The sequence below is a fragment of the Streptomyces herbicida genome (genome assembly GCF_032656585.1).
In the GTDB taxonomy this organism is placed as follows: domain Bacteria; phylum Actinomycetota; class Actinomycetes; order Streptomycetales; family Streptomycetaceae; genus Streptomyces; species Streptomyces herbicida.
The window spans coordinates 124,749-147,392 of the sequence record NZ_JAUYWJ010000013.1; the positions used below are offsets into that span (position 1 = coordinate 124,749).

The following is a 22,644-nucleotide window of genomic DNA, read 5'->3' on the forward strand; positions in this document are numbered from 1 at the left end:
GCCGGAAGCCACCTGCGAGGCTCGGTGCGCATCGAGATCGGCGGCAAGGAGATCCTCGCCGAGCCGGGCAAGGTCCATGTCGTACCCCCGGGCGCCTCGTACCGCATCGTCGACCACCACCAGGACGCCCCGGCGGACATGTTCGACACCCTGACGCCCGCCCCGCGCGCCGACGAACTCCCGGAGACGTTCTGGTGCCTGACCGGCGACGGCCACACCGACCACACGGGCCACCCCCATGTGCTCCGGGCCGCGGTCATCTCCCGCGCGTCCGGCGAGTCAGCCCTCGCGAAGCCCCCAAGCGGGTCGAGGACCTGGTCTTCGGCCTGCTCGCACCGATGGGCGGCCCCCCAACCACCAAGGCACCCACGTCCCGTTGGACCGCCGGCCGACCCCGCGGCGCCACTCGTGACCGCACCTCAGGAAGGCACCTCGATGACCCAGGTCTCCGTCGCCCCCACGGCCACCGCGGCCCCCGGTCCCACCGGCCGGCTGCGCGCCCTGCTCGCGATGTCCGGGAATCCACTGAACTACCTCACCGGGCTGCGCGACCAGTACGGCCCCGTCGTGCGCATCCCGCTCGCCTCGAACGAGTTGTACATGATCAGCGACCCGGAGGCGGTCCACGAGGTCCTGGTCACGTCGCACCGCAACTTCAGGAAAGACGTCATGCGCGCCGGACGCGGCAAGTGGGCCGCCCCGCTCGAGGTGATCTTCGGCAACGGCCTGGTCACCAGCGATGGCAAGTTCCATCGTAAGCAGCGCAGGCTGATACAGCCGATGTTCCATCACGAACGCATCGCCGGCTACGGTCGTGCCTTCGCCGAGCTCTCCGACGACATCCAGTCCGGCTGGAAGGACGGGGACCGGCTCGATGTGCAGGCCGAGATGACCGAGCTGACCCTCGCCATCGTGGCTCGCACGCTCTTCGACGTCTCGCTCGACAGCGATGTGGCCCGCACCATCGCCTCCATCCCGCGCCACGAGGGTCCGCTGCGCTGGGATTCCCTGCCCTTCGCCCGCCATCTGGCGAAGCTGCCGCTGCCCGGCAACAAGCGTTTCTACGAGGGCCGGGCCAACCTGGATGCCATCGTCTACCGGCTCATGGCGGAGCGCAGGCAGGGCGACGGTCAGGGCACCGACCTGCTCTCCCTGCTGCTCGCGGCGCGCGACGCCGACACCGGGGAGCCGATGGAGGACCGCCAGGTACGGGACGAGGCGATCACCCTCCTCACGGCCGGCCACGAGACCACGGCCAGCGCTCTCACCTGGGCCTACCACCTGCTCGGCAGCCACCCCGAGGCACGGGAGCGCATGCACGAGGAGATCGACGAGGTGCTCGGCGACCGGCTGCCCACGGTCGAGGACCTGCCCCGCCTCGTCTGGACCGATGCGGTCCTCTCCGAGGCGATGCGCCTCTACCCGCCGGTCATGGGCGCCGCCCGCCGTCCCCTGGAGGACTTCGAGGCCTGCGGCCACCGCGTCCCCAAGAACAGCTTCGTCGGGATCATCCCGTGGGTCGTCCACCGCGATCCCCAGTGGTGGCCGCAGCCGGAACTCTTCGCCCCGCAGCGCTGGCTCGAAACCCCGCGGTCCGCCGGCGAGGCGGACGAGCTCACCGGTCACGCGATACGGCCCGGACGCCCGCGCCTCGCCTACCTGCCTTTCGGCGGCGGTCCGCGGCAGTGCATAGGCAATGCCTTCTCGCAGATGGAGGGCGTCATGGCGCTGGCCACCGTGGGGCGGCACTGGGAGTTCGAGCCCGTTCCCGGGTACGCGGTCGACCCGCTGGCAAGGATCACCATCCGGCCGCGGCACGGTCTGCCGATGTCCGCCAGGCGCCGCAGAGCGTATGGCGTCCACGAATGAGTCCGACGGCTTCCTGGGGCATCTCGCGGAGTCATGCCGGGCACCTCATCACCCCCTCCTCGGACTGATCGATCCGGCCGGACCCGATCAACATGAAGGGGAGCAACCGAGAAAGACAACATCAGCGAGCGCATGCCGACCGGCTCCCGACGCAGCGCTCAAAGCGACCGTGAAACCTCTCGGAAAGGTTGCAGACCTTGAACTGCCGGACTCTCCGTTGACTCCGCGACGATGAGTAATTACCCGACGCCCGCTTGAGGGTGGGATCCCACTTGCCTGAAGTCCGTCAACGCGACGACCACCCTCGCCGCGATCACCCGCCAGCAGCACTGACACAAATCCGAAGGGAATACCCCCACATGTCCAACAACACCCAGATCGCACTCGACAAAGAAGAGCTGCGCTCCCTCGTCGCCGACGTCCTCGAGGTCGACGTGGAGGAGGTCACGGACGACGCCGATCTCGTGCAGGACCTGGAGGTCGACTCCCTGATGGCACTGGCGATCATCGTCCGGTTGGACAGGCAGTACGGCGTCAAGCTGCAGGAGAGCGACTTCAGGCAGGTCTCGTCGCTCATCGACGTCCTTCAGCTGATCACGGACAAGCGCACCGCGCAGGCCGCATCCTGACCTGCCTGCGGCTCATGCGGCCGGCCGTGCGCCTACGAGAGCGGAGACGCACGGCCGGCCGCACCCTCACAGCCCCTGCTTGACAGGGCTTTTCAGGAGAAAAGCACATGCCAGACACCCAGCGACCGGTGGCGCTCGTCTCGGGCGGCTCCCGCTGCATTGGCCGCGCCTTCGTGTCCCGGCCGGCCCACGAGGGATTCGATGTCGCGTTCTGCTACCGCTCGGACGCGGACGCAGCCGACGAGGTCGTCAAGTCGGCTACCGATACCGGAGCCCGTGTCGTCCCCCACCGCGTCGACGTCGCGTCTCCGGAGGGGGCCCGGGCGTTCACCGACGCCGCGGAGAGCGAGCTCGGCCCGATCGACGCCGTGGTGGCCTCCGCGGGAGCGGTACGTGACAACCCCCTGGTGAGGATGACCGGCGAGGCCTCGGGCGATGTCATGGCGACCTCGGCTTCACCAAGTCCCTGGCCAGGGCATGCGGAAAGTACGGCGTACGCGCCAACGTCGTGGCGCCCGGCCTCATCGAGACCGACATGACCGTCGGCCTGACCGAGACGGTCAAGAAGGACAGCCTCGGCGGCGCTCCGCTCGGCCGCTTCGGCACCCCCGACGACGTCGCCGACCTGGTCTCCTTCCTCGTCTCCGACCGCGCCCGCCACATCTTTGGCCAGGTCCTGGGCGTGGACGGCGGCCTGGTGATCTGAGCGCACCCTTCCCCGATCCATAGAGCATGAGGGAAACCGTGTCTTTCGCACCTGCTTCGCCCGTTCGCGACCACGCCCGGCGCGGCTGGTGCCGCGGAGTGCTGGCGCTGCCGTTGGCGCCTGTCGTGGCCCTGCACATGGCCCACCGCGTCTGCCACCCTGCCCCCGCCGCACCGCACCACACCCCGGCTCGTTTCCGGCTCTTCCCGCGGGAGATCCGGATCCCGCACCGCAACGGGCTGCTTTCACTGGCCGCTTGGGTGTGCCAGGCGGACCCGCAGCGCGTGGTCATCCTCGGGCACGGCCTGGGGCAGGAGAAGTCTCACGCCCTCTCACACGCGCGCATGCTGCACCGCGCCGGATTCACCGTGGTGCTGTTCGACTTCCGTAACCACGGCGGCAGCACCAGGGACCACGGCCTGACCCGGTTCCTGAACCGCTACGTCGAGGACGTGCGCACGGTGGTCGACCACGTACGGAGCCTGCCCGAGCACGCGGGGTGCCGGATTGTGCTCTACGGCTTCTCGCTGGCCACCTTCGCGATGCTGCAGTCCATGACGCTTCCGGGCGGCGCGGTGGACGCGGCGGTCTTCGACGGCGGGCCGGCGCTCAGCGTACCCGCGACCGCGCGCCGGATGCTGAGCGCGGGCGCACTGCCGCTGCCGGCGATCGCCCGAGGCCGGCCGACACGCGATGCGGTTCAGGCGCTGTTCGGGCAGATCGGCAGGGTGACCATGGGCACACCCGCGCCGTGGCCGCCGCCCGCAGGTCACCCCGTGTGCGACAGGACCCCGATGCTGTTCGTCTCCGGTACCGCCGACCCGATCGTACCGACCGAGGAGGCAAGGCGGCTGGCCCGGCCGTACGCACGAGCCGAGCTGCTGGTGATCCCGCAGGCGGGCCATCTCCAGACGATGGCGATGGACCGCGAGCTGTACCGCGGCACCGTCCTGGAATTCCTCGATCGCTCTTTGACCACACAGGAAGGACACCCGGACCGATGAGGCTCGGACTGAATCTCCGCTACCTCGGCCACCTGGGCGCCGGAGCCCGGCCGCGGGAATCCGCTCAGTACGTTCGCGAGGCCGAGCGCCTGGGCTTCTCGGTGGCCTGGACTGCCGAAGCGTTCAGCTCGGACACGGTCTCGCTGCTCGGCTGGCTCGCCGCGCAGACCTCCCGCATCGATCTGGGCACGGCGGTGATGCAGATCCCCGCCCGCACCCCCGCGATGACGGCGATGACCGCCGCCACCCTCGACCTGCTCTCCGAAGGCCGCTTCCGCCTCGGACTCGGAGTGTCCGGGCCGCAGGTTGCCGAGGGCTGGCACGGCGCCCGGTTCGAAAAGCCGCTGGCACGCACCCGCGAGTACGTCGACGTCGTCAGGATGACCCTGCAGCGCAAGACCGTCGCCTACGACGGAGAGCACTACCGCTTGCCGCTCCCGGACGGCCCCGGCAAGGCCATCCAGCTGGGCATGCGCCCTCGGCGCAAGCACGTACCGGTCTACCTCGCGGCCGTCGGCCCGGCCAACATGCGCCTGGCGGGCGAGATCGCGGACGGCTGGCTCTCCGTCTTCTTCCAGCCCGAGTTCGGGCAGGAGTCCCTGGCGGAACTGCGTACCGGACGGGGGCGCAAGGGGGCGGATCTGCGGGGATTCGACGTGGTGGCGGCGGCGGTGCCGGTCGCGACCGGCGGGAATCTCGCCGACTGCGCCGACCGGATTCGCGCATTCACCACCCACTACGTGGGCGGGATGGGTTCACGGCAGGACAACTTCTACAACCGGCTCATGGCCCGCACCGGCTTCCCCGACGAGGCCGAACAGGTGCAAAAACTCTACCTGGACGGGGAGTTGCGTGCGGCCACCGAGGCCATGCCGCAGGGATTCCTCGACCGCACCGCCCTGCTGGGTTCCACCGACCGCATCGCCGACCGGCTGCAGGCGTACGCCGAAGCTGGAGTCACCACCCTCTCGGCCACGATCTTTCCGGAAAACGTCGAACAGGGCATCGCGACCCTGCGCACCCTGGCGGAGGCCATGGACAAGGCCGGAGTGGGAGACTGAGGCTCGACTACGAGGTCCTCACCGCGACATCCGCGACATCCGCGGCTCAAGGGATTCGGTTCTTCGTCTGATGTCGGCTTGAGTTGGCCTCTGGGGTGGCTGGTGTCGGCTGGGTGAGGGTGAACAGGCCGGGTTCGGGTTCGGTGAGGATGCCGCGGTTGACCAGGCGTTTCAGCTTGGCACGCATGCCTTCGCTGTGGCGCGGTTCAGTGCCGGTGGCAGACATCCCTGGCGCGCAGCCCGTCCCGGTTCTGCTCGAGGAGGGCCAGGATCTCGTGGTAGCCGGGCGGCAGCGGCTCGGGCGGTGGACCGCCGTCCTCGGTGGCCGGTTCAGCATGGTCTCGGGGGTAGTCTCCAGCCGTTCCAAGGTGTGCTCGGCGGCGCGAGTTGCTCGGTGAGCTCGGCGATCTGCCCGCGCAGCCGTTAGGCGGTCTCGCGCACCAGTCGCTGCGGGCCTCGATCTTGTCCAGGAGCTGTCTCACCGCGACCTCCCGCTCGCCCGGGGTGCATCGCGCCAGGTCGGGGTGGCGGTGCGGGTCAGGCGGCGGAGTATGACGTCGGTCATGGACAGTGGATCATTGCCACCGTGCTGGTCGGCCGCGTCTCGTAGTCCCGCACGAGTCTGCGGTGGAGCAGGAGGGTGCCGAATGTCTGCTCCACTACCCATCTCTTCGGTTCCGGGGTGAACCCTCTTGCCCCGGGGTCACGTTGGACGATCTGCGCGTCGATCCCGAGGCGGGGGCCGTGCTCGACCACGGCCTGCTTGAACCCGGCATCCACAGGGGCGCCCATCCGCTGGACTGTCAATGCCGGCGCACAGCCTCCGTCATCGCAGATCCGCCCGACTGAGCCGGCCCGCCACCCGTGTGAACACCGACTCCAACTCCGCAGCCCGGCAGTTGGCTTCAGCCATTGCCACCATGTCCGGCCAAAGAGAACAACCAGCTCAGGACGCGAATGCTGACAGGCGTACTACTGCGTGGCTGAGTTCTGTTGGGCGCCTGTGAGATGGCTGTAAAGCGTCTTCAGGTCCCCGTGAGGCTCCTCGTACAGTCCTGTGCTTGTACGCATATTCGCACAAGTGTTTGAAGATTCTACGGGGAAGGACACGAGTTTTCGTGCGAAAAGCCAGACGGTGGCTGACCGGCCGCCGCTTCTTCTCCCGCGCCGCTCTCGGCGCGGTTCTGCTGACGGTCGTGCCGTTCGCTGCGGCCGGTACCGCTTCCGCCACCTCGACAACTGCCGCAGCGAGTTCGGCCCTCGACCCCAACGCGCCGCCATCGACCAGGCCGGCCGCCGGCCCTGAACGTGCCGCCATCGCCGCCAACAGTCGCCCCGCCTCGGGCAAGAACCCCTCGGCGGGACCGCAGTTCAAGAAGTCCGGCAGTACGTGGCGCGTCATTGCACCCGAGGTGGTGCTGCGGAACACGGCCACCGATCCGGACGGCGACAAGGTGGACGTCACCTTCGAGGTCTGGACGGTGGATGCCGACGGTAAGCCGAAGGATCGGGTCAAGTTGACCGACTCCAACCCCTACGGTGTTCTCGTCTCGCCCTATGTCGCCTCCGGTAAGCCCGCGCAGGCCGAAGTCGACTACGGCAGGCTCAAGCCCGGCGTGACCTACATGTTCCACACCAACGCCTTCGATGGCAGCCTGTACGAGACCGAATGGTCGCCATGGGCGACGTTCCGCATCGAGCCGTACATGTCGTTCCCCGAACCCCAGGCGTCGTCCACGATCGACCAGACCACCCAGACCCCCGAGACCTTCACCCGCACCGATCCGGGCCCGTCCCTGCCGACGCTGCGCGCCAACGGGACGATCGCCGAACAGCCGACGAAGAAACGCTCATGCGGCGCGCCCGACGCCCAGGGACACCGCCTGTGCATCGAACTGTCCCTGCCAGCGAAGAAACGCAGCCTCACCCCGCGCAGGCCGGGCGTTGCCGCGGCTGTTCCGAAGGCGGAGTTGATCCCGTGGTGCGAGGACAAGGCGTCCGGGGCGGACTACATGACCCGCAGCGACGCGTGTATGAAGAGCGTCGGGAGCGGAAAGCTGATCTTCACGGACACCGACCCGGAGAAGCCCGCGCTGGGGTACGCCAACTTCGAGTTCGAGCAGCGCATCAAGGCGTACCCGACCAAGACCGAGTCCGGCAGCGACTTCGCTGAGTTCGACCAGCAGATTCTCATCAAACCCACGTACATCGATCCTCAGCTCGAAGACGTGAAGATGGACTGGAAGGTGGCCAGTTCCTGCGACGACGAGTGCATTCAGACCCCGCCCAAATGGACGGACGACAACGGGACCGACACCGGCGGTTCGGCCTACTGGGTAACCCAAACGTCTTCGCAGTACGACCGCAGGTGGGGCACGGTGCTGACGAAGTGGGTCGGTTCCGGCAAGAAGCAGATCGACCTCGGCTGGGACGTGACGGCGACGGTGGGAGCCGGCGGAAACCCCGCCACCGCCAACTTCGGCACCTCCGGTGACACCCGCGTGCGGGAACTGGCCCCCCGCTGCGACACCATCGTAAAGGGCACGGCGCCCGGATGTACGCTGCCGTACTTCCACCCGACGTTCACGGTCGACACAAACCTGTACCCGGCCGCCGGCGCGTACTACTGGCTGATGCAGGAACGCCTTCCCGACCACGCCGGCGCCCATCGCTGGGATTCCCTGCTCCACTACCTGGGCCCGGACACGACCGCGAAGGGCCCTGATGGAAAGCCGTGGACGAGGGCGAAGAGCCAGGCCATCATCTGTCCTGACTCGTGGCAGAAGCATCCGGCAGACAGTTCCGTCGGAACCACCGACTGCGATGAGTACGCCATGGCGTCCACCCACGAAAGCGGCGGATTTCCCGGCGGGGTCAACCAGGTCTCCGGAGGAGACAAATGCGCCCAGTACTTCACCGACAAGATGACCAGCGGGAACAGCGCGTTCGGCATCTTCGCCGACACCCGTACGGCCACGCGCGGCCCGTCGGGGAACGAACGCTGCGGCAGGTCGGCGATCAACTCCGCACAGAACCAAGGAGCATTCCACAAGCTGCCCGTCAAGTCCTGGCGCCTGCTCGACGATGACGGGTACTTCGTCAGTATGCCCGGCTACGAGCACTGCAAGGGCGCAGACACAACCTGCGCCTGGCGCAAGATCGGATAACCAGTAAAGCAAGAGGGGGGCCGGTGACGGTCCCCCTCTTCGTATGAGCGTCAGCTATTCCACCGGCCGCCACCGGCGTTGCTCGTCCTCGTCCAGGTAGTGGCACTCCCACACGAGCCGACCGTCCAGCAGGCCCGGTGTGGTCTGTGTCGCGAGCGTCGGCATCTCCAAGCTGTCCGCCATTTCCTCCAAGTACGTCACGATCGAGTTCTGCGGCTCGTCGTCGCCCGGCGGTTCGTACGGGTACTTGTCCCAGTGACCGAGCAGCCCCGACTCGCTGTCGAGGAATGTGCCATAGACGCTGTTGTGTTCGCCCTTGGAAAACACCGGAATCCACCCCGGCTGCCACGCGATGATGTCGTCTTCCCCCGGCACTCCGGGGGTGTCGTACTCCGCGTCCAGATCCCGCTGAATGTCCATCTTCAGCCGGTAGACGAACATGACGTCCTCCGGGCGCATCAGGGCACGGTTGTCGAGCCAGAAACCGCTGCCGTTGACGTTTCCGCCAGAGACAAGGCCCCACAAGGTACGCAGTTCCACCGGCAGCGCGAACCCCAGAGCCGCTTCGACACCGGTGATCTCCTCCGTGCTCGCCCCCGGACCCAGTGCCGCATGCGTGACGGGCGCGTGCTCACGAAGCCACGCCTCGATGCGCCGCCACGCGTCCGTGACTTGCCGTGCCGCTATGTCCTCGGTCATGGCGGCAGCGTAGCTGGACAGGCTGACCCGTCGTCGAGCTCTGGGCCCATGTCCTGGTCAAAGCGGGTTCCCCGCGTAGTACCCATCTGCGCTCTTTACTCCCCAACGGCCGGGCGCCACTGGCGCCACGCTCCGTAGGCTTCCGACGTTCCGTCGGTGGGGAGGAGACGCGGTGACCAGCCGGCTGCCGCCGCGCACCGTCGTTGTACGGCCCACGGACGACCTTCTCGTCCGTCACTCGCCCGGAAATGGACGGGGCAAGTTGCGGGCCTCACTCGTGAGGCCGTCCCAGTGTGGCCACCCTGGGTGGCGGCGTTGACCATCACGCGCCGTGCGTGCCGTGACCGCGGGGGAGGGCCGCGGCCTTACGCGTTGCGTCGGCCGCCTCCACGGCTTGCCCCACTGCGCCAGTGCCCGAGCCGCCCAAGTGAGGCTCCAGGCCTTGGCATTGTTGGGGTTGCTGGCTTCTACCCCGTAGTAGGGCCGGACGAGGCCGGTGGCCTCCAGGGCGAGGGGCACCGCGTCCTGTTGCCGTCCTGTCGCCGTCAAGACGAGGGCGACTTCTGCTGCAGCCCTAATACATCGCGGCCGGTAGGCGACACTGCGGGCTACGATGGCGGCGTCTTCGTGGTGTCCAGCCTCGGCAAGTGTCACCACGACGGCTATCTGGGTCTGATTACTGGGTTCGGTGCAGGAGCAGGCATTGGTTGCGGCCTCCTTGGCGGCCGGCGACCACCGCCGGCGCGTACTACGGCCTCGACGTCGCAGCGCTCGGCACCGGCCCGGGTGCGAAGACCGGGCTGAGCGGCGGCGAGGTGTATGTCGACTCCGTCCACGGCGGCGCGCAGCAGGTGGGCAATGGCCTGATCGCGGCCACCGGGGATGTCAACGGCGACGGATACGCCGATCTCGTGGTCGGTGACCCGGACGAGCCGGACAACCCAGGAGCCGACGGCGCGCTCGGCGGCCGGGTGCTGCTCTGGTACGGCTCGGCGCACGGCATCGCACGAGACGCGAAACCGGTGCAGCTGACCCAGAACACCCCCGGCGTTCCTGATGCGAGCGAGAAGCAAGACAACTTCGGCGGTGCCCTCGCGGTGGCCGACCTGAACCGTGACGGGCTGGCGGACATCGTGGTCGGCGCGCCGCTGGAGGACACGGGCAAGAGGAATGCCGGGCAGGTGACGGTCATCCCCGGCCGCCGCACCGGGGCCCTGGGCCGCGGCGCCTACGCCTTCACCCAGGACACCGCCGGCATCCCCGGAGCAGGCGAGGCCGAGGACTCATTCGGCACCACCGTGGCCGTCGGCGACATCAACAAGGACGGCAAACCGGAACTCTTCATCAGCGCCGCAGAGGAGGACAACGCCACCGGCGCCGTCTGGGTCCTCCCGGGCGGCACCGACGGCCCCACGGCCAAGGGCAGCAGCATGATCACCACCCCGTCCGTCGGCTTTCCGCAGAAGGACAGCACCCTCCTCGGCGGCAACGGGGTCCTCGGAGTCATCTGAACGGGACGAGTCGGCCGCAGTGCCCTGGTTGAGCTGACAGCAAGGGCAGGAAGTTCCGCAACGGCACCAGGCTCTGCATCGAGTTCAACCGGGCCGACGGCGTCCTGTGCACACAAAGTGCCCGAGGTCACCGGTCGGAGTGGGTCGCGACCGCAGGCTGTCTAGGAGGCCGGGTCGGCGGTCCTTCGCCGGGTCTCCCGGAGGAGGTCGATGTACCCGGCAAGGGTCAGTGCGTCCTGTGGCTCGTCAGCCTGGAAGGAGACACGGCGCAGCAGTCGCACGTTGTCGAGTGCGACATCCTCGCGGGCCAAGACGAAGAGGCAGGTGAGGAGGGCGGAGCGGGCGTTGCCGTCGTCGAAGGGGTGGAAGAAACACACGTCGAGGAAGGCGCGTGCGGCCCGAGCGGTCAGCGGAAGGGGCCAGGTTGGGTCGTTCGCGCTCTCGGTCAGGCAGGCGTCCAGGCGGGCGCGGGCGTCGGGGCCGATGCCGTACCGTTCCAGGCCGCCCTTGGCGAAGGCGGGCAGGCTGCGGAGCGGCGGTGGCCCGGGCGTGGCCAGGGTCCGGCCGCACGGAGGCCGCGAGCCGTTCGGCGATGTCCTCGACCAGCACCGGGTCGGGGCCGGTCCAGCTCTCGAATCGGCCGCCGATCGCCCGCGCCACCAGATGCTCGGCGTCGTCGGCCCCGACGCCCCAGCGGCTGAGGAACCATTCGAGCACCTGATGGCAGTGCCCGTACCAGCCGCTGCCGCAGCCGGTCCGGTCGGTGACGTGCAGAATCAGGTGGCGGGCGGTGCGGTCCCACAGGATCCGCTGGTCGTCGATGCCGGCCAGGTCCAGCGGGTAGGCCTCGAACCGTGCGGCCAGGCTCTCCAGCCACTCGCGCCACTCGCGCAGCCCCGCGGTCACACGGTCGAGGGTCTCGTCCACAGTGGTGACCGAGTGCTGGGCGCAGCACCAGCTGCCGACCGGTCCTCCGTCGAAGTCCCCCTCGTCGTGCGCCCACCGCCATCCGGTGACCCAGCGGCCGTAGTGCTCGGTCAGGGCGTACGTCATGGCCTCGGACCAGGGTCTGGCCTCGTCCCAGCTCCACTCGTGCAGGGTGGGCCGGTCACCCGGCGGTACGTCGGGACGGCGGGGCACCCGCTGGGCCGGCCCGAGCGATCTGACCACCCGCGCCGCCGACTCGCTGTCGAAAGGATGACGGGCGGGATCCACCTCGTCCCAGGCCAGATTGCGGGGGGGACAGCTCCATGATCACCACGCAAGTCTCTCCGCCCACGGTACTGGTTCAACCCGATTACCGGTCGGTCGCCCGGACCCGTTTGAGCCGCGCACCCCGGCCTCTGGCGGCCGCGTCGAGCGGGCGTGCTCGCGGTCGCCGCCCGCTGCGCTGCCCACGCGGGCGTGTACCTCCGGGCGGTGCACCGACCCCAGCTGACGACCGGTCCTGCTGGCCGCGCCCACGAGGACTCGGCCGCTGCGCGGCACGGACGGCGCTCTGGAGGGCCAAGCGGTGGGGCGGGTGGAGTGTGGCGGCCGAGTTGTTCGCCTGGCTGCTCCTCACCTGTCTGCTCCTCATCGGGGCATGGCTCGGGGCGGTGATCTGGGGTTGACCACCGAAATGGGGGCCTCGGCAACTGCGAGCGCCCTTCTGGCTGGCAGCGGTTGGTGCCCGGCAGTTGCGGAACTCGGGTCAAGCGTTCCTGGCACGCTGCAGGATCGCGCGCACGTCCTCCTCGAACCGTAGGCGTCGTACGAGCAAGCGCCGGTACCTGATCGGGAACCAGAACGTGGATCGGACTCCTGTGCGGTGTTCGACATCGACCATCACCGCTGTGTCCAGCCTGGGCAGCTGTCCGGCCAGGAGCGGGAGGACCCAACCCCACGTGCGCGAGTCGATCGCGTTCCCATAGACCAGAGCGGCGCACTGGTTCGTTCCCAGCTTTTCCCGCAGCGCGCCGGCGAAAGAGCGGGCGGACCGTGGACCGTCCCAGTCGACGTGTTTGCTCAGTTCGCCGGAGTCCACCTGCACCACGACGTCATCGTCGCCGTCATGGAGTGTGATCCACTGCAGCCGGACGCCCCTGCGACGGGTCCATGCTCTGGGGACGACCCGCACGACCGTCTCGAGGATGCGGATGTAGTCCGCGCGCACGTGAGCTGGAAGAGAGCTGAGTTCGGTCAGGATTGCCTCGCCCTGCGCTGTCATGCACGCCCCCCGACGTGGTGTGATCTTGGCTGGCTGCAGGGTAACGCAGCCAGGTCCAGGCAACGCACCGTAAGGAATGCGTCAGACGCAGTTCACAGGGGACAGCCAACGTAGGGATGTGAGCTGGTGTCTCCTGTCCGCTCCTGCGGTGACACCGTTGTTGCGCAGCGGTATGCAGGTTCGTTGAACGCTGCGCAGTTTCATTGGTCCGGGACTACTGCACTTGAATTCGTGATGTCGGCCTTGCGGGGCCAAGCAGTGTCACTCAACTGGGGGTCGGATGCCATTCGCGGGTCATGTCCCCTCATCCCGGCCGGCCGTGGGGCCTGCCTCGAGGGTTGCGCGAAGGATGGCCAGGGTTGAGGCGATGCGGGCCAGGTCGTCGGGGGGAACCGCCGCGGTCAGTGAGATGAGCTCGCTTTCGACAAGGGGGCGGGAAGCGGACAACTGCTTCTCGCCCGCGGATGTGAGGCGGAGGACGGACGAGCGGCGGTCCTGGGGGTGCGCGACCCGCAGGCACCAGCCCGCAGTCACCAGCCGGTCGACCGCCTTGCTGACGGCCCCCACGGTGATCGCCAATTCGCCGACGATGTCGAGCACGCGGCATCCCGGCACGCGGTCGATGATCTCCAAAAGCTCGAACTGTCCCAGCCCCAGCCCTTGTTCGGCGCGCAACCGGGCGCTCACCGCGTTGTAGAGCCGGGTCTCGACGCGGACCAGATCGGTGAAGATCGGGGTGATGTGGCTCACATTAGCTCCAGTGGATTCCCAGGAATCATCTTCCTTGGAATCCGGTTGGTGTCAGGCAGGTGGATTCCCAGGAATCCATCCTCGCACCCCGACCCATGGAGGCCCCGCATGTCCCGACAGCAGCGCGACGCCCTGGACGCCATACTCCGTTCCGCCCCTCGCAGCGAGATGCGGCCCACTCCCGAGGAGCAGCGCAGCGGTTTCGCCGCGGCTGTCACCCGCCCCGCGCCGGAGGGCGTGGTCACCCGCAGGACCGTGCTGGGCGGGCGGCCGATACTGGAGCTGGAGCCGGCGGAAGCCTCCGGCCGCGGCCGACTGCTCTACCTGCACGGCGGCGGCTATGTCATCGGCTCCCCGGACACCCACGCAGGGCTGGTCGGTGAACTGGCCCGCCGCGCAGGGCTGCGCGCGACGTCGGTGGATTACCGGCTGGCGCCCGAGCACCCTTTCCCCGCGGCCGTCGACGACGGGCTCGCGGCCTACCGCGAGCTGCTGGCGTCGGGCACCGACCCACGGGACCTCGTCATGGCCGGTGACTCCGCCGGTGGCGGATTGAGCATCGCCACGCTGCTCGCCGCCCGGGAGGCCGGGCTGCCGCAACCAGCCGCCGTGGTCGTCTTCTCCCCCTGGGCCGACCTCACCCTCGCTGGAGGAAGCATCCGTTCCAAGGAGAGCGCCGACCCCATTTTCACAGAGGCCGACGTGCGCGCCTACGCGGATCTCTACGTCGGCGCAGGCGACAGGGCGCATCCCCTGGCCAGTCCGGTGTTCGCCGACCTCACCGGACTGCCCCCACTCCTCGTGCAGGTCGGAGCGAACGAGGTGCTCCTCGACGACGCGGTCCGGCTGGCCGGCCGCGCGGGCGCCGACGGCGTCGAGGTCACGCTCGAAGTCGGCCCCGGCCTCCCCCACGTCTTCCAGCACCACTACGGCCGCCTCGACGAGGCGGACGCCGCACTCGACCGCGCCGCCCGCTTCCTCACCGCCCACCTGAGCGCCGGGCGCCCGGGCGCCGACCATCTCGACCCGGTCCACTGACACCGACCCCGGCGGCCTCCACGTGATGTCGGCGACGGCCCCAGGAGCACTGCGAATCTGCGCCTCGGTGTCATTGGTGTCTTCGCTGTGTGGCATCGCTGTACGGTGAGGTGGTGTCACCTCGATTCACAAATCACGGTGCCACCGTGTCCAAGGGCGCCGGGCGGGCAGGGAAGAGGAACCGTCGGGCTCGTGGCGAACGGCTGAGGCTGGGGGCACGGCCACAGGCGGTGTACTGATCGTCAGCGTGTCGTGCCAGGCAGCGGCGTACGGATCGGCAGCTGCGCAAGCGCCTGGCGGCCGTGCAGAGCGGTGCGGGTGGTGGTCGAGTGTCCCGAGTGCGGGACTCGGCGGATCGCCGGCGTCGACCGGAGGCCGACGGCCTTCTACTGCGGGACGCGGTGCAAGGTGAGGGCTCGGCCTGTCGGCGGGCGGTCTGCCGCCGGGCCCGGTGCCGCTCGCGGTCTGTGCGGTCCTCGGTGGCCCGGTGTCGGTGACGGCGGTGGCCTGGTGGGAGATCCACCGGCTGCGGCGGCACGGGGTGTGGTGGCGGGGTTAGCGCCGCGGAGCTGTGCGTTCCGTCTGGCGGACACGGCAGAAGGGCCGCACCGGTGCGATCGGGCCCCGAAAGAAAAGGTCCGTGGGCTACCTCGACGCGGACCACGTACAAGGGGGCGACGTAGGCGACCCCCCACGCATGTGAGGGCGGGCTGAACGACGACGACCGAAAGGGAGAGGGGATCCAGGGCGACGACGCGAGCGGACGGCCCCCGGCCGCGCGCTTCGCCACCGTAGGCTGAAGTCCGTCGTTTGCCCAGTCATTGCTCGCTGCGGTCAGCAGTACGGCGGCTGGTTGGTCAGGGACGCTGCCACTCGCATCCACACACCGAACAGCCGATATAGGCTGGGCAGAGTGCCCTGCGCCTGGACGGTCCGGGCCTTCCTCGTGTCCATCAACATCCCATCTCCGGCCGGTCGTTGTGACGACCACTGCAAGGCAAGCCCCGGGTGCCGGGTCGGCGGTTTGTGGTCAACGAGCGAGGGTGATGGGGGAGTCGGGGCAGGCAGAGCGGCGAGGGCGGTCTGATCGGCGGGGTTTCGAAGCCTGAACTCCTGACCGCCCCTTGATCACGATCGCGCCGTTCGCCCGGCGGACGTGCCTCGGCGGGGGCCTTGCCAGCGCGCGTGCCCGAACGGCAGAGGGGCACCGTCAGAAGACTGCGTCACCGCGGTTCGGGTTCTGCATCGCCCGGCTGCGCAAGCAGGCCCGCAACACGGTTTTCGGCGGCTAGGTCATGCGACGTCGACGCCGTGGGCGCGGGCGAGGCCGTCGAGGCCGTCCGCCCAGCCTTGACCGACGGCACGCAGTTTCCAAGCCGGGCCGCCGTCGATGGTGTGCCGGTACAGTTCGGCGACGACCATGGCCCGGATGCTGGGATCTGCGGGTGGCTGGAACATCCAGGCTGCCCCGGTTGTGCAGTCCATGTGGAGGGCGGCATGGGTGAGGGAGCCGCAGGTCAGTCCGGTGTCGACGTCCATGTTGATGGCGATGACCACGCGTTGGACCCGTTCGGGAAGGGCGGACAGGTGGATGGTGGCGCGTTCGACGGTGTGTCGTCCTTCGGGCTGTTTGCCGACCAGGCGGGCGGCGCCGGCGGCGCCGGACGGCTGGTTGTAGAAGATGAAGTCCTCGTCAGTAGCGACTCGTCCGTCGTCTGCTGTGAGGAAGAGGGTGAGGTCTGCGTCGGCGCCCGAGAAGCTGAAGGCGAGGCGTAGCCCCTGCCAGGCGTCCTCGGGCAGGACAAGCGTCTGGCCGGGGATCAACGCGATGGGGGCTGTCGGAGGTGCGGGAGGCATCGGCGTCATAGGAGGCGGGCCGGCCGGTGCTTGTTGCTTCCACTGGGCGAACGGCTTGATCCGGTAGGGATCGGTGACCGGGGCGCCGTCACCGGGCGGAGTATTGGTGTTCGTGCCGAGACTGATGTCGAGGTCGGCGAGGGACGCCTGGCCGGAGTCAGGCTCGTCCTGCGCGTGGTCGAGGAGGTCCTGCAGACCGGGCAGGCGGGTGGTGTCCAGGGGCTTGATGGTGCTGGAGAGGTTGCCGGAGGCCGTGGTGGTGACGGAGCAGGCCACTTCCTGGCCGATGTCCAGGAAGCGCAGGGCGTCCTCGGGTTCCCGCCAGGGCGTGGACTCGATTGCCGCGCGGGTCCAGCGACCGTAGGCCACGAAGCCGAGGCGCTGGGTGTCGGGCAGGCGGGTCAGCACGGCGAGGTCGATGGCGGTGATGCCCGGGGCAGTGGCGAAGCCCTCTTTCAGTGTGGCGACGATGTTCGACCCCATGGAGGTCAGCCACCAGAGGGTCTTGTCCCGTTTGGTGAGGTTTTTCAGTGTCGGGCGGCCGCTGGGCGTCAGACCGGGGGTCTGCGTGGGCATGGCGTCGAGGTCCTGCTGCCGCATCACGACGGAGAGAACGGAGCCGTCCACGCCCACCGCACAGCCGGCGGCCGGGTTGTCGGAGAAGGCGGTGTTCACTGCCTCGCAGACCGTCGCCTCGTCGTTGGAGACCAGAGCCTGCCACCACTGCTGTGCCTCGGCGGCCAGCTGCTGACGCATTGCCTGGAGACGGGCGGTTTCCGCAGCCAGGTAGCGGGAAGCGTCCTGCTCCGCACGCTGCTTGGCAGCCGCTCGCTCCGCGCGAGCCAGCCGGCCGATGCCCTGCAGGTGAAAGGTGCGTGCTTCGGCGAGTGCCCAGGGCAGACCCAGGGGCGGCAGGTCGGGAATCTCCGGTGGATGGGCGGCGGGGAACGACTGCAGGTGAACGCCGGTCATCTGGCGACGCATCTCGCGAAGCTCGGCGATGGCTGCGTCGCGCTCCGCCTCTTGCTGGGCTCGCTCAGCCTGCCGTCGGGCGCGATCCAGTTGCGCGGGCGAAGGGGCCACGGTCCGAGGCCGTGCCGTGCGGCGTGTGCTTGTTCCCTGTCGGCCTCCGCTCAGGGAACTCGACGCGTAAAAGGGCCCGAGCCCCGATGACACCCGGGCGCCGCCCGTGCCGACGCTCAGCCTTGCCGCCCGCGGACCGATCGATGTCCGCACACCGCGCGTCGAGACCCGCACACTCATCCCAGGAACACCGACGCGGAACCCGAACCCCATGAAGCACCCCTCTCCCCGCGAACAGTCTGGCACTCGTGACGACGACTTCTGGCCCGATTACCCCGACGGGAGGCGCAGCACGGCAGCCAGACCTGCTCTCCCTGGCGGTCTGACTCATTGGCACGCGCGCACAGGTCACCGTCCGGAAGAGCACCACAGGCGGCCCCTGCCACCCGCGATGGAAACGCCCAGACGTTGTCACCGTGTGGGCCTGGCCGCACCATCCGCGCCGCCCGGCTCCTACACGAACTGGTGGCCTTGATGCTGTGTCATGTGGACTGAGTCGAACTTGGTGCCCGGCATGTTGAAGAGGGTGAACCGCAGGGTCATGTCCTGGGAGCGGTGTAGTTGGGCTCGCTGGGGTGAGTGCTGTGAGGTGATCATGGGCGGCTTCGGTCGTGGCTTGTCTTCGGCCGGCTCGGCGCGCGCCGCAGCTGGGTCGGGGACTCGGCGGGCTCGATCTCACCGTAGCTGCAGCGCACCTACGAAGCAGAGGGTTGCGGTCGTCCCTAGGAACGCGGCCAGTACCAAGCCGGTGATGTCCGGGACACCGCGCGCGGCTTCAGACAGACGCCGTTGACGCGTGAGCAGGAACCCCACAGCCATCAGCGCGCTTCCGCTTCCCAAGAGCATAAGGAGAAGCGGTGGGTAGAGCAGGAGCACGCCGAACACCGTCAGCAGGAGCCCCACGCCAACGAATGCAAAGGGTTGTTGAGTTGCCGCTTCGACCTGGGAGCTGAGCAGTACCTCCGGCGACTCGCCGGGCTGGTAGGACACCTCAATCTCATTCCATCCGAGCTCTGGACCCTCGAAGTCCGGGTCCTGCGACGGCGGTGGACCGTAGCTGAGTCGCCGTGTCCATTCACTCACCAAAGGCGGGGGAACCGTAATGAGTGCCTCTGCTTGCTTCTCCTGGTCGGCTGGCCAAAAACGTACCGCAAGTTTGGACGACTCGACTGCCACGACAGTGGCCAGGAGCTCTTGGCGGGCGTCGCGGAAGCGTCGCCGACGGCGTAGCCACGGCCATCCGATGCCAGCTAGCGCCAGCCCGATGGCTGCCAGCCCGGCGCCAGCCGTCCAGGGCACAGGGGTTCTCCTTCAGTTCTTGACGAGCAGCCCGCACGACGAACCTGGGGTTCGCCGGGGTGGGTGCCGTGCGGTGATCTTATGCCGCATCGGTCGCGGCTGTCTTCGGCCGGGTCGGCGCGAGCCGCAGCCGGGTCGGGGGTTCGAGGATCGCTCGGCGCAGCTCTTAAGAGTGCGCAGGCCGGCGGGTGTCATGGCGAAGCCGCGCCAGCCGCGTGAGGCGCGGTCGAGGACGGCCCAGACGAGTGAGTGCAGGAGTGCTCGACGGGGAGTCGGCCGATGACCTTGACGCAATCCGGTGCGTCCGCAACTTTGCCGGAAAATCCTGGCCAAGCTGCGCTGCAGCCCGTCCCGGACGGCCGCTATGGTGCAGGCCATCCTCGTTCTTCACTACGTCGAAAACCCGACCCACCAAGGATGAGAAGCGCTCAGCCATGCCGACCGACCCTGGTGATGAGTTTTCGCGCCCGCGCCCGTCACACCTACGACGCGACACGACGAGACGGAAGGATGACGTGATGAGTGCGGACACGCGGCTGGAGGAGCTGGGCGAGAGCGGTCTGGGCGGGATCGGACTGGGCGGGATCGGACTGGGCGAGGTCGACGAGCCGGCTTTCTCGGGGCTGGCGGAGCGGCACCGGCGGGAGCTGCACGTGCACTGCTACCGGATGCTCGGGTCGTTCGAGGACGCCGAGGACACTGTGCAGGAGACGTTCCTCCGTGCCTGGCGGCGGCGGGAGACCTTCGAGGGGCGGTCGACATTCCGGGCCTGGCTGTACCGGATCGCCACCAACGCCTGCCTGGACCTGCTCGCCAAGTGCCGGCCGGAGCCCGCGACCGGCGGCGAGGTGCTGTGGCTGCAGCCCTACCCGGACCGGCTGCTCGACGAGCTGCCCGCGGGCGACGCGGGTGAGCCGGAGACCGCCGCCGTCGCGCGGGAGACCATCGAGCTGGCGTACCCGGTCGCAGTCCAGCACCTCGCGCCGCGCCCGCGGGCCGTGCTGATCCTGCGGGACGTGCTCGGCTGGCCGGCGAAGGACGTCGCGGAGCTCCTTGGGGATTCCGTCAACTCCGTGAACAGCGCGGTGCAGCGGGCCCGCGCCGGCATGCGGGAGCACCTGCCCGCCGAGCGGCAGGACTGGACCGGCGGCGAACAGGACGCCGGGACGCGCGAGCTGGTGCGCCGCTATACCGACGCCAGCGTGGCCACGGACGTCGCCGGGCTCGCCGCACTGCTGCGGGACGACGTTCGCTGCTCGATGCCGCCCACGCCGGGCCTGTACGTCGGCCGCGACGCGGTGGTGAAGGACTGGGTCGAGAGCGGCTTCGAGGGCATGAAGGGCCTGCGCGCCGTCCTCACCTCCGTGAACCGGCAGCCCGCCGTCGCTTTCTACCTCTGGCGGAAGCCGGAGGGCGCGTACCTGCCGCTGACGATTGATGTCCTGCGCGTCACCGGCGGGGCGATCACCGAGATCGTCACGTTCCACGACGACCAGTTCCCGTGGCTCGGGCTGCCGGAGCGCCTGACGGCGGACGGCACGGAGTAGTCCCGGTGTGGACGCTCGCGCTGCGCGGTGGCGCCCGCATCGCGGTGATCGCGGCGGAGTGGTACGACGACGCGTTCGGCGTCGTCACCCGCGGGCGGATGCAGCTGGAGCTGCGCGACGGCGAGCCCGAGCCGGTGCTCGGACGCGGCGCCGGGTTCTGGCTCCGCGGCACTGGCGTCCGCGCCCTGCGGAACCCCGGCCGTCGCACGGCGAGGGTGCGCATCGTCACCCCCAGGGCCAGGACCGTCACATGCCAGTCAACGCACCGGTACGCCAGTTACCGGATGATGGAGGAACGACATGGACAGCGAGAATGACACCGGGGTCGTCGCAGGTCCGGCATCGGGCCAGACCAGCCACCCTCACCGACTCCGCAGGCTCGCCGGCACCGGCTTCATGGCCACGCTCGCAGCGATGGTGGCCACCACCCTCGCCGCTGCGCTTGCCCAGGCCGTTGGCGTCGACTTCGAGGTCCCCGATGGTGGCGAGACGATCCCGTTGTCCGGGCTCGCCGTGGTGACCGGCTTCTTCTCGGTCGTGGGCATCGTCATTGCCGTAGCTCTCCTTCGTTGGAGCGCTCGCCCTGCCAAGCGATTCGTGTGGACGGCGGTGTCGCTGACCGCGATCTCGTTGGTCCCGCCCCTCCTCTCCGGGGCAAACACCGCCACCACCACCGCCCTCCTCGGGCTGCACCTCGTCCCTGCGACGGTAATGATTCCCACCCTGACGAGGAGCCTCCGCATCCGGACCGATTGACGATCCCGCAACGGGACAACGCGCGGCGCAAGGGCGTGCGCGAGCGCACTAACGTGGCCCTCCGGTACTGCGACCCTCCATTCCAGGTTCCTTTCCTTGGTCAATTCGAAAGCTGAGTCGCCTGTGCGAAGAAGCACAGAGCGCCCTGCGGGATGAAGACCAAACGCCATCCGCTTCGGATGGGGCGCACCGGGTACCCCGGTTGCTTTCACCCTGGCCGACCCCGCATGGCGGGCGACCTCGACGCCGCCGCAGGTCACCAGGACCTGGTCCAGGTCGGCAGCGACCTCGATGCGGCGGCCGACAGCCAGTGGGTGCACCGAGTAGTCGCAGGTGTCCAGGCGGACATAGTCATCCCGCGGCAGCCTCACGGATGCCTTCCACCAGCCGGGCGGGGCGATCGGCGGCAGAGCCAGCATCCGGGAGCGGTCGGCCTCGAGACGGTCCGACGGACGGGGCCTGCAGGGTGCGGTGGATGCGCCGGTTGTCCCTGGTCAGCCAGTCGGCGAGCTGGACGTTGAAGTCGGCCGGCGAGGTGAACACCCGCCCGGGCAGGAACGACGTCTCGAGATAGCCGTTGGCCCGCTCGACCAGGCCCTTGGCCTCCGGATCCCGGGGCTTGCAGAGCAGGAACTTGATGCCCGGCAGTCCGGCGAACGCGGCGAATTCGTCAGTGAGTTGGGGTCCGCCGGACCGCCAGGAGCCGACGGCGCCTTCGTCGTCCCAGACCAGCACTCTGGGGACGGCGCCCAACTCGGTCAGCAGCCGCCAGTGCCCGGCGATCAGGTCGGCCGCGGACCTGGAGGGCAGCATCCGGGCTGTGATCCACCGCGAGTAGCCCGCGACCATGACCAGCACCGGCGGGCGTCCGACCTGGCCGAAGCCAAGCGGGATGTCGGCAGGCGGGAACCAGAGGTCGCACTGGCCGATCTCGCCCGGCTCATAGACCGTCCGCGAGGCCGGATCCGCGGGCCGATAGGCCGGCCGCAGGTCTCGGATCCGGTCCTTGAGTACGGTCAGGCCGCGATCCCAGCCGATCCGCTCGGCGATCATCGTCGCGGGCATCTCCGGTCACTGCTCGAGCAGTTCAGGAATCTGCGGCTCGACCGCGTCCACGATCGACCCCTTCGGTGCCCGCTGGTACCTCGGCGGCGCGTCGTCCGCGATGGCCCTGCGGACGGTATTTCTCGAGATTAGCTTCCTCGCGATCGCCGCACCGGCATTTGCTCGGCCCGGTGAAGCCGGCGGATCTCCGCCCAGTCCTCCACGCTGAACACCACTCCTCCCGGCCTGGTCAACGAGCCAGACCCCTTGGGGGGATCGACTTTCGGGCGTCGCTACTGGTCCACTTTTCGGCCGTCGCCGACAGTTAAGTCCGGCAGTAGGAGTCAAGGCCGTGTCCGGTGGTGACCGCGTCGATCAGGACCTGGAGCTCGTATCCAGGTTCTCGTCGGTGTCG

18 protein-coding genes and 2 pseudogenes are annotated in these 22,644 nt (G+C 68.9%); 11 read left to right on the plus strand and 9 right to left on the minus strand.

The features are described 5' to 3' along the window. Window positions 1–24 precede the first annotated feature (24 nt). The 5 genes and pseudogenes from Q8A52_RS26560 to Q8A52_RS26580 all read left to right on the plus strand — a co-directional run bounded on the left by Q8A52_RS26560 (window position 25) and on the right by Q8A52_RS26580 (window position 5,269). A complete protein-coding gene (locus Q8A52_RS26560) occupies window positions 25–1,869 on the plus strand; it encodes a cytochrome P450 (protein ID WP_316755933.1) in 1,845 nt (614 codons plus the stop codon). A gap of 359 nt (window positions 1,870–2,228) precedes the next feature. Then, window positions 2,229–2,498 (plus strand): acyl carrier protein, encoded by a 270-nt coding sequence (locus Q8A52_RS26565; protein ID WP_316755935.1) that lies wholly within the window; start codon window positions 2,229–2,231, stop codon window positions 2,496–2,498. Window positions 2,499–2,605: 107 nt separating this feature from the next. Beyond that, a pseudogene (locus Q8A52_RS26570) lies at window positions 2,606–3,204 on the plus strand (SDR family oxidoreductase). Between the two features lie 38 nt (window positions 3,205–3,242). Beyond that, window positions 3,243–4,208 carry an alpha/beta hydrolase gene (locus Q8A52_RS26575; RefSeq protein WP_316755937.1) on the plus strand — a complete coding sequence of 322 codons (966 nt, stop codon included), beginning with the start codon at window positions 3,243–3,245 and terminating at the stop codon, window positions 4,206–4,208. Beyond that, complete coding sequence (locus tag Q8A52_RS26580) at window positions 4,205–5,269, plus strand: LLM class F420-dependent oxidoreductase (RefSeq protein ID WP_316755939.1); 1,065 nt, start codon at window positions 4,205–4,207, stop codon at window positions 5,267–5,269. Before Q8A52_RS26575 ends, Q8A52_RS26580 begins: the two co-directional genes overlap by 4 nt. Window positions 5,270–5,315: 46 nt before the next feature. Here Q8A52_RS26580 and Q8A52_RS26585 read toward each other — a convergent pair whose 3' ends face one another. After that, window positions 5,316–5,456, minus strand: a complete 141-nt coding sequence (locus Q8A52_RS26585; RefSeq protein WP_316755941.1) for a hypothetical protein — start codon at window positions 5,454–5,456, stop codon at window positions 5,316–5,318. Between the two features lie 374 nt (window positions 5,457–5,830). Beyond that, window positions 5,831–6,061: a hypothetical protein gene (locus tag Q8A52_RS26590; RefSeq protein WP_316755943.1), complete on the minus strand. Its 231-nt coding sequence runs from the start codon at window positions 6,059–6,061 to the stop codon at window positions 5,831–5,833. Window positions 6,062–6,330: 269 nt separating this feature from the next. Between Q8A52_RS26590 and Q8A52_RS26595 the strand changes: the two genes are divergently transcribed. Further along, window positions 6,331–8,436: a hypothetical protein gene (locus tag Q8A52_RS26595; RefSeq protein ID WP_316755944.1), complete on the plus strand. Its 2,106-nt coding sequence runs from the start codon at window positions 6,331–6,333 to the stop codon at window positions 8,434–8,436. Between the two features lie 54 nt (window positions 8,437–8,490). On the opposite strand, the gene Q8A52_RS26600 is transcribed toward Q8A52_RS26595, so the two are convergent. Next, the gene (locus Q8A52_RS26600; protein ID WP_316755945.1) at window positions 8,491–9,135 is read right to left on the minus strand and encodes an SMI1/KNR4 family protein; all 645 of its coding nucleotides are present in this window, start codon (window positions 9,133–9,135) and stop codon (window positions 8,491–8,493) included. Between the two features lie 707 nt (window positions 9,136–9,842). Between Q8A52_RS26600 and Q8A52_RS26605 the strand changes: the two genes are divergently transcribed. Then, on the plus strand, window positions 9,843–10,646 hold the full coding sequence (locus Q8A52_RS26605) for an FG-GAP and VCBS repeat-containing protein (protein ID WP_316755947.1): 804 nt from the start codon (window positions 9,843–9,845) through the stop codon (window positions 10,644–10,646). Window positions 10,647–10,892: 246 nt separating this feature from the next. On the opposite strand, the gene Q8A52_RS26610 is transcribed toward Q8A52_RS26605, so the two are convergent. The 3 genes from Q8A52_RS26610 to Q8A52_RS26625 form a co-directional block, all read right to left on the minus strand. Further along, window positions 10,893–11,861 carry a hypothetical protein gene (locus Q8A52_RS26610; protein WP_316755949.1) on the minus strand — a complete coding sequence of 323 codons (969 nt, stop codon included), beginning with the start codon at window positions 11,859–11,861 and terminating at the stop codon, window positions 10,893–10,895. A 478-nt stretch (window positions 11,862–12,339) separates the two neighbouring features. Then, window positions 12,340–12,855 (minus strand): hypothetical protein, encoded by a 516-nt coding sequence (locus Q8A52_RS26620; protein ID WP_316755951.1) that lies wholly within the window; start codon window positions 12,853–12,855, stop codon window positions 12,340–12,342. 294 nt (window positions 12,856–13,149) lie between these two features. Next, on the minus strand, window positions 13,150–13,605 hold the full coding sequence (locus Q8A52_RS26625; RefSeq protein WP_316755953.1) for a MarR family winged helix-turn-helix transcriptional regulator: 456 nt from the start codon (window positions 13,603–13,605) through the stop codon (window positions 13,150–13,152). 108 nt (window positions 13,606–13,713) lie between these two features. Between Q8A52_RS26625 and Q8A52_RS26630 the strand changes: the two genes are divergently transcribed. Further along, entirely contained in the window at window positions 13,714–14,643 is a 930-nt protein-coding gene (locus Q8A52_RS26630; protein ID WP_316755955.1) for an alpha/beta hydrolase, read from the plus strand. A gap of 1,293 nt (window positions 14,644–15,936) precedes the next feature. Here the strand turns inward: Q8A52_RS26630 and Q8A52_RS26635 are convergent. Beyond that, complete coding sequence (locus tag Q8A52_RS26635) at window positions 15,937–17,472, minus strand: TerD family protein (RefSeq protein ID WP_316755957.1); 1,536 nt, start codon at window positions 17,470–17,472, stop codon at window positions 15,937–15,939. A 786-nt stretch (window positions 17,473–18,258) separates the two neighbouring features. Beyond that, window positions 18,259–18,573 (minus strand): hypothetical protein, encoded by a 315-nt coding sequence (locus Q8A52_RS26640; RefSeq protein WP_316755959.1) that lies wholly within the window; start codon window positions 18,571–18,573, stop codon window positions 18,259–18,261. Window positions 18,574–19,400: 827 nt separating this feature from the next. Here Q8A52_RS26640 and Q8A52_RS26645 point away from each other — a divergent pair. Genes Q8A52_RS26645 through Q8A52_RS26655 form a run of 3 tightly spaced genes read left to right on the plus strand, consistent with a single transcriptional unit; the run spans window position 19,401 to window position 21,185 of the window. Then, window positions 19,401–20,429, plus strand: coding sequence for an RNA polymerase subunit sigma-70 (locus Q8A52_RS26645; RefSeq protein ID WP_316755961.1), 1,029 nt, complete (start codon window positions 19,401–19,403; stop codon window positions 20,427–20,429). 5 nt (window positions 20,430–20,434) lie between these two features. Next, window positions 20,435–20,746: a hypothetical protein gene (locus Q8A52_RS26650; RefSeq protein WP_316755963.1), complete on the plus strand. Its 312-nt coding sequence runs from the start codon at window positions 20,435–20,437 to the stop codon at window positions 20,744–20,746. Next, on the plus strand, window positions 20,730–21,185 hold the full coding sequence (locus Q8A52_RS26655; protein WP_316756251.1) for a DUF6069 family protein: 456 nt from the start codon (window positions 20,730–20,732) through the stop codon (window positions 21,183–21,185). Before Q8A52_RS26650 ends, Q8A52_RS26655 begins: the two co-directional genes overlap by 17 nt. Window positions 21,186–21,412: 227 nt before the next feature. Here Q8A52_RS26655 and istA read toward each other — a convergent pair. Further along, window positions 21,413–22,462: pseudogene (gene istA, locus Q8A52_RS26660) on the minus strand (IS21 family transposase); the annotation flags it as partial. Window positions 22,463–22,644: the final 182 nt, after the last annotated feature.

Bases quoted from the DNA above. Each gene is read 5' to 3' on its own strand.
- Q8A52_RS26565 (WP_316755935.1), top strand. From the start codon at position 2,229: ATGTCCAACAACACCCAGATCGCACTCGACAAAGAAGAGCTGCGCTCC.
- Q8A52_RS26580 (WP_316755939.1), top strand. From the start codon at position 4,205: ATGAGGCTCGGACTGAATCTCCGCTACCTCGGCCACCTGGGCGCCGGA.
- Q8A52_RS26585 (WP_316755941.1), bottom strand. From the start codon at position 5,456: ATGCGTGCCAAGCTGAAACGCCTGGTCAACCGCGGCATCCTCACCGAA.
- Q8A52_RS26590 (WP_316755943.1), bottom strand. From the start codon at position 6,061: ATGGGCGCCCCTGTGGATGCCGGGTTCAAGCAGGCCGTGGTCGAGCAC.
- Q8A52_RS26600 (WP_316755945.1), bottom strand. From the start codon at position 9,135: ATGACCGAGGACATAGCGGCACGGCAAGTCACGGACGCGTGGCGGCGC.
- Q8A52_RS26620 (WP_316755951.1), bottom strand. From the start codon at position 12,855: ATGACAGCGCAGGGCGAGGCAATCCTGACCGAACTCAGCTCTCTTCCA.
- Q8A52_RS26630 (WP_316755955.1), top strand. From the start codon at position 13,714: ATGTCCCGACAGCAGCGCGACGCCCTGGACGCCATACTCCGTTCCGCC.
- Q8A52_RS26635 (WP_316755957.1), bottom strand. From the start codon at position 17,472: ATGACCGGCGTTCACCTGCAGTCGTTCCCCGCCGCCCATCCACCGGAG.
- Q8A52_RS26645 (WP_316755961.1), top strand. From the start codon at position 19,401: ATGAGTGCGGACACGCGGCTGGAGGAGCTGGGCGAGAGCGGTCTGGGC.
- Q8A52_RS26655 (WP_316756251.1), top strand. From the start codon at position 20,730: ATGGACAGCGAGAATGACACCGGGGTCGTCGCAGGTCCGGCATCGGGC.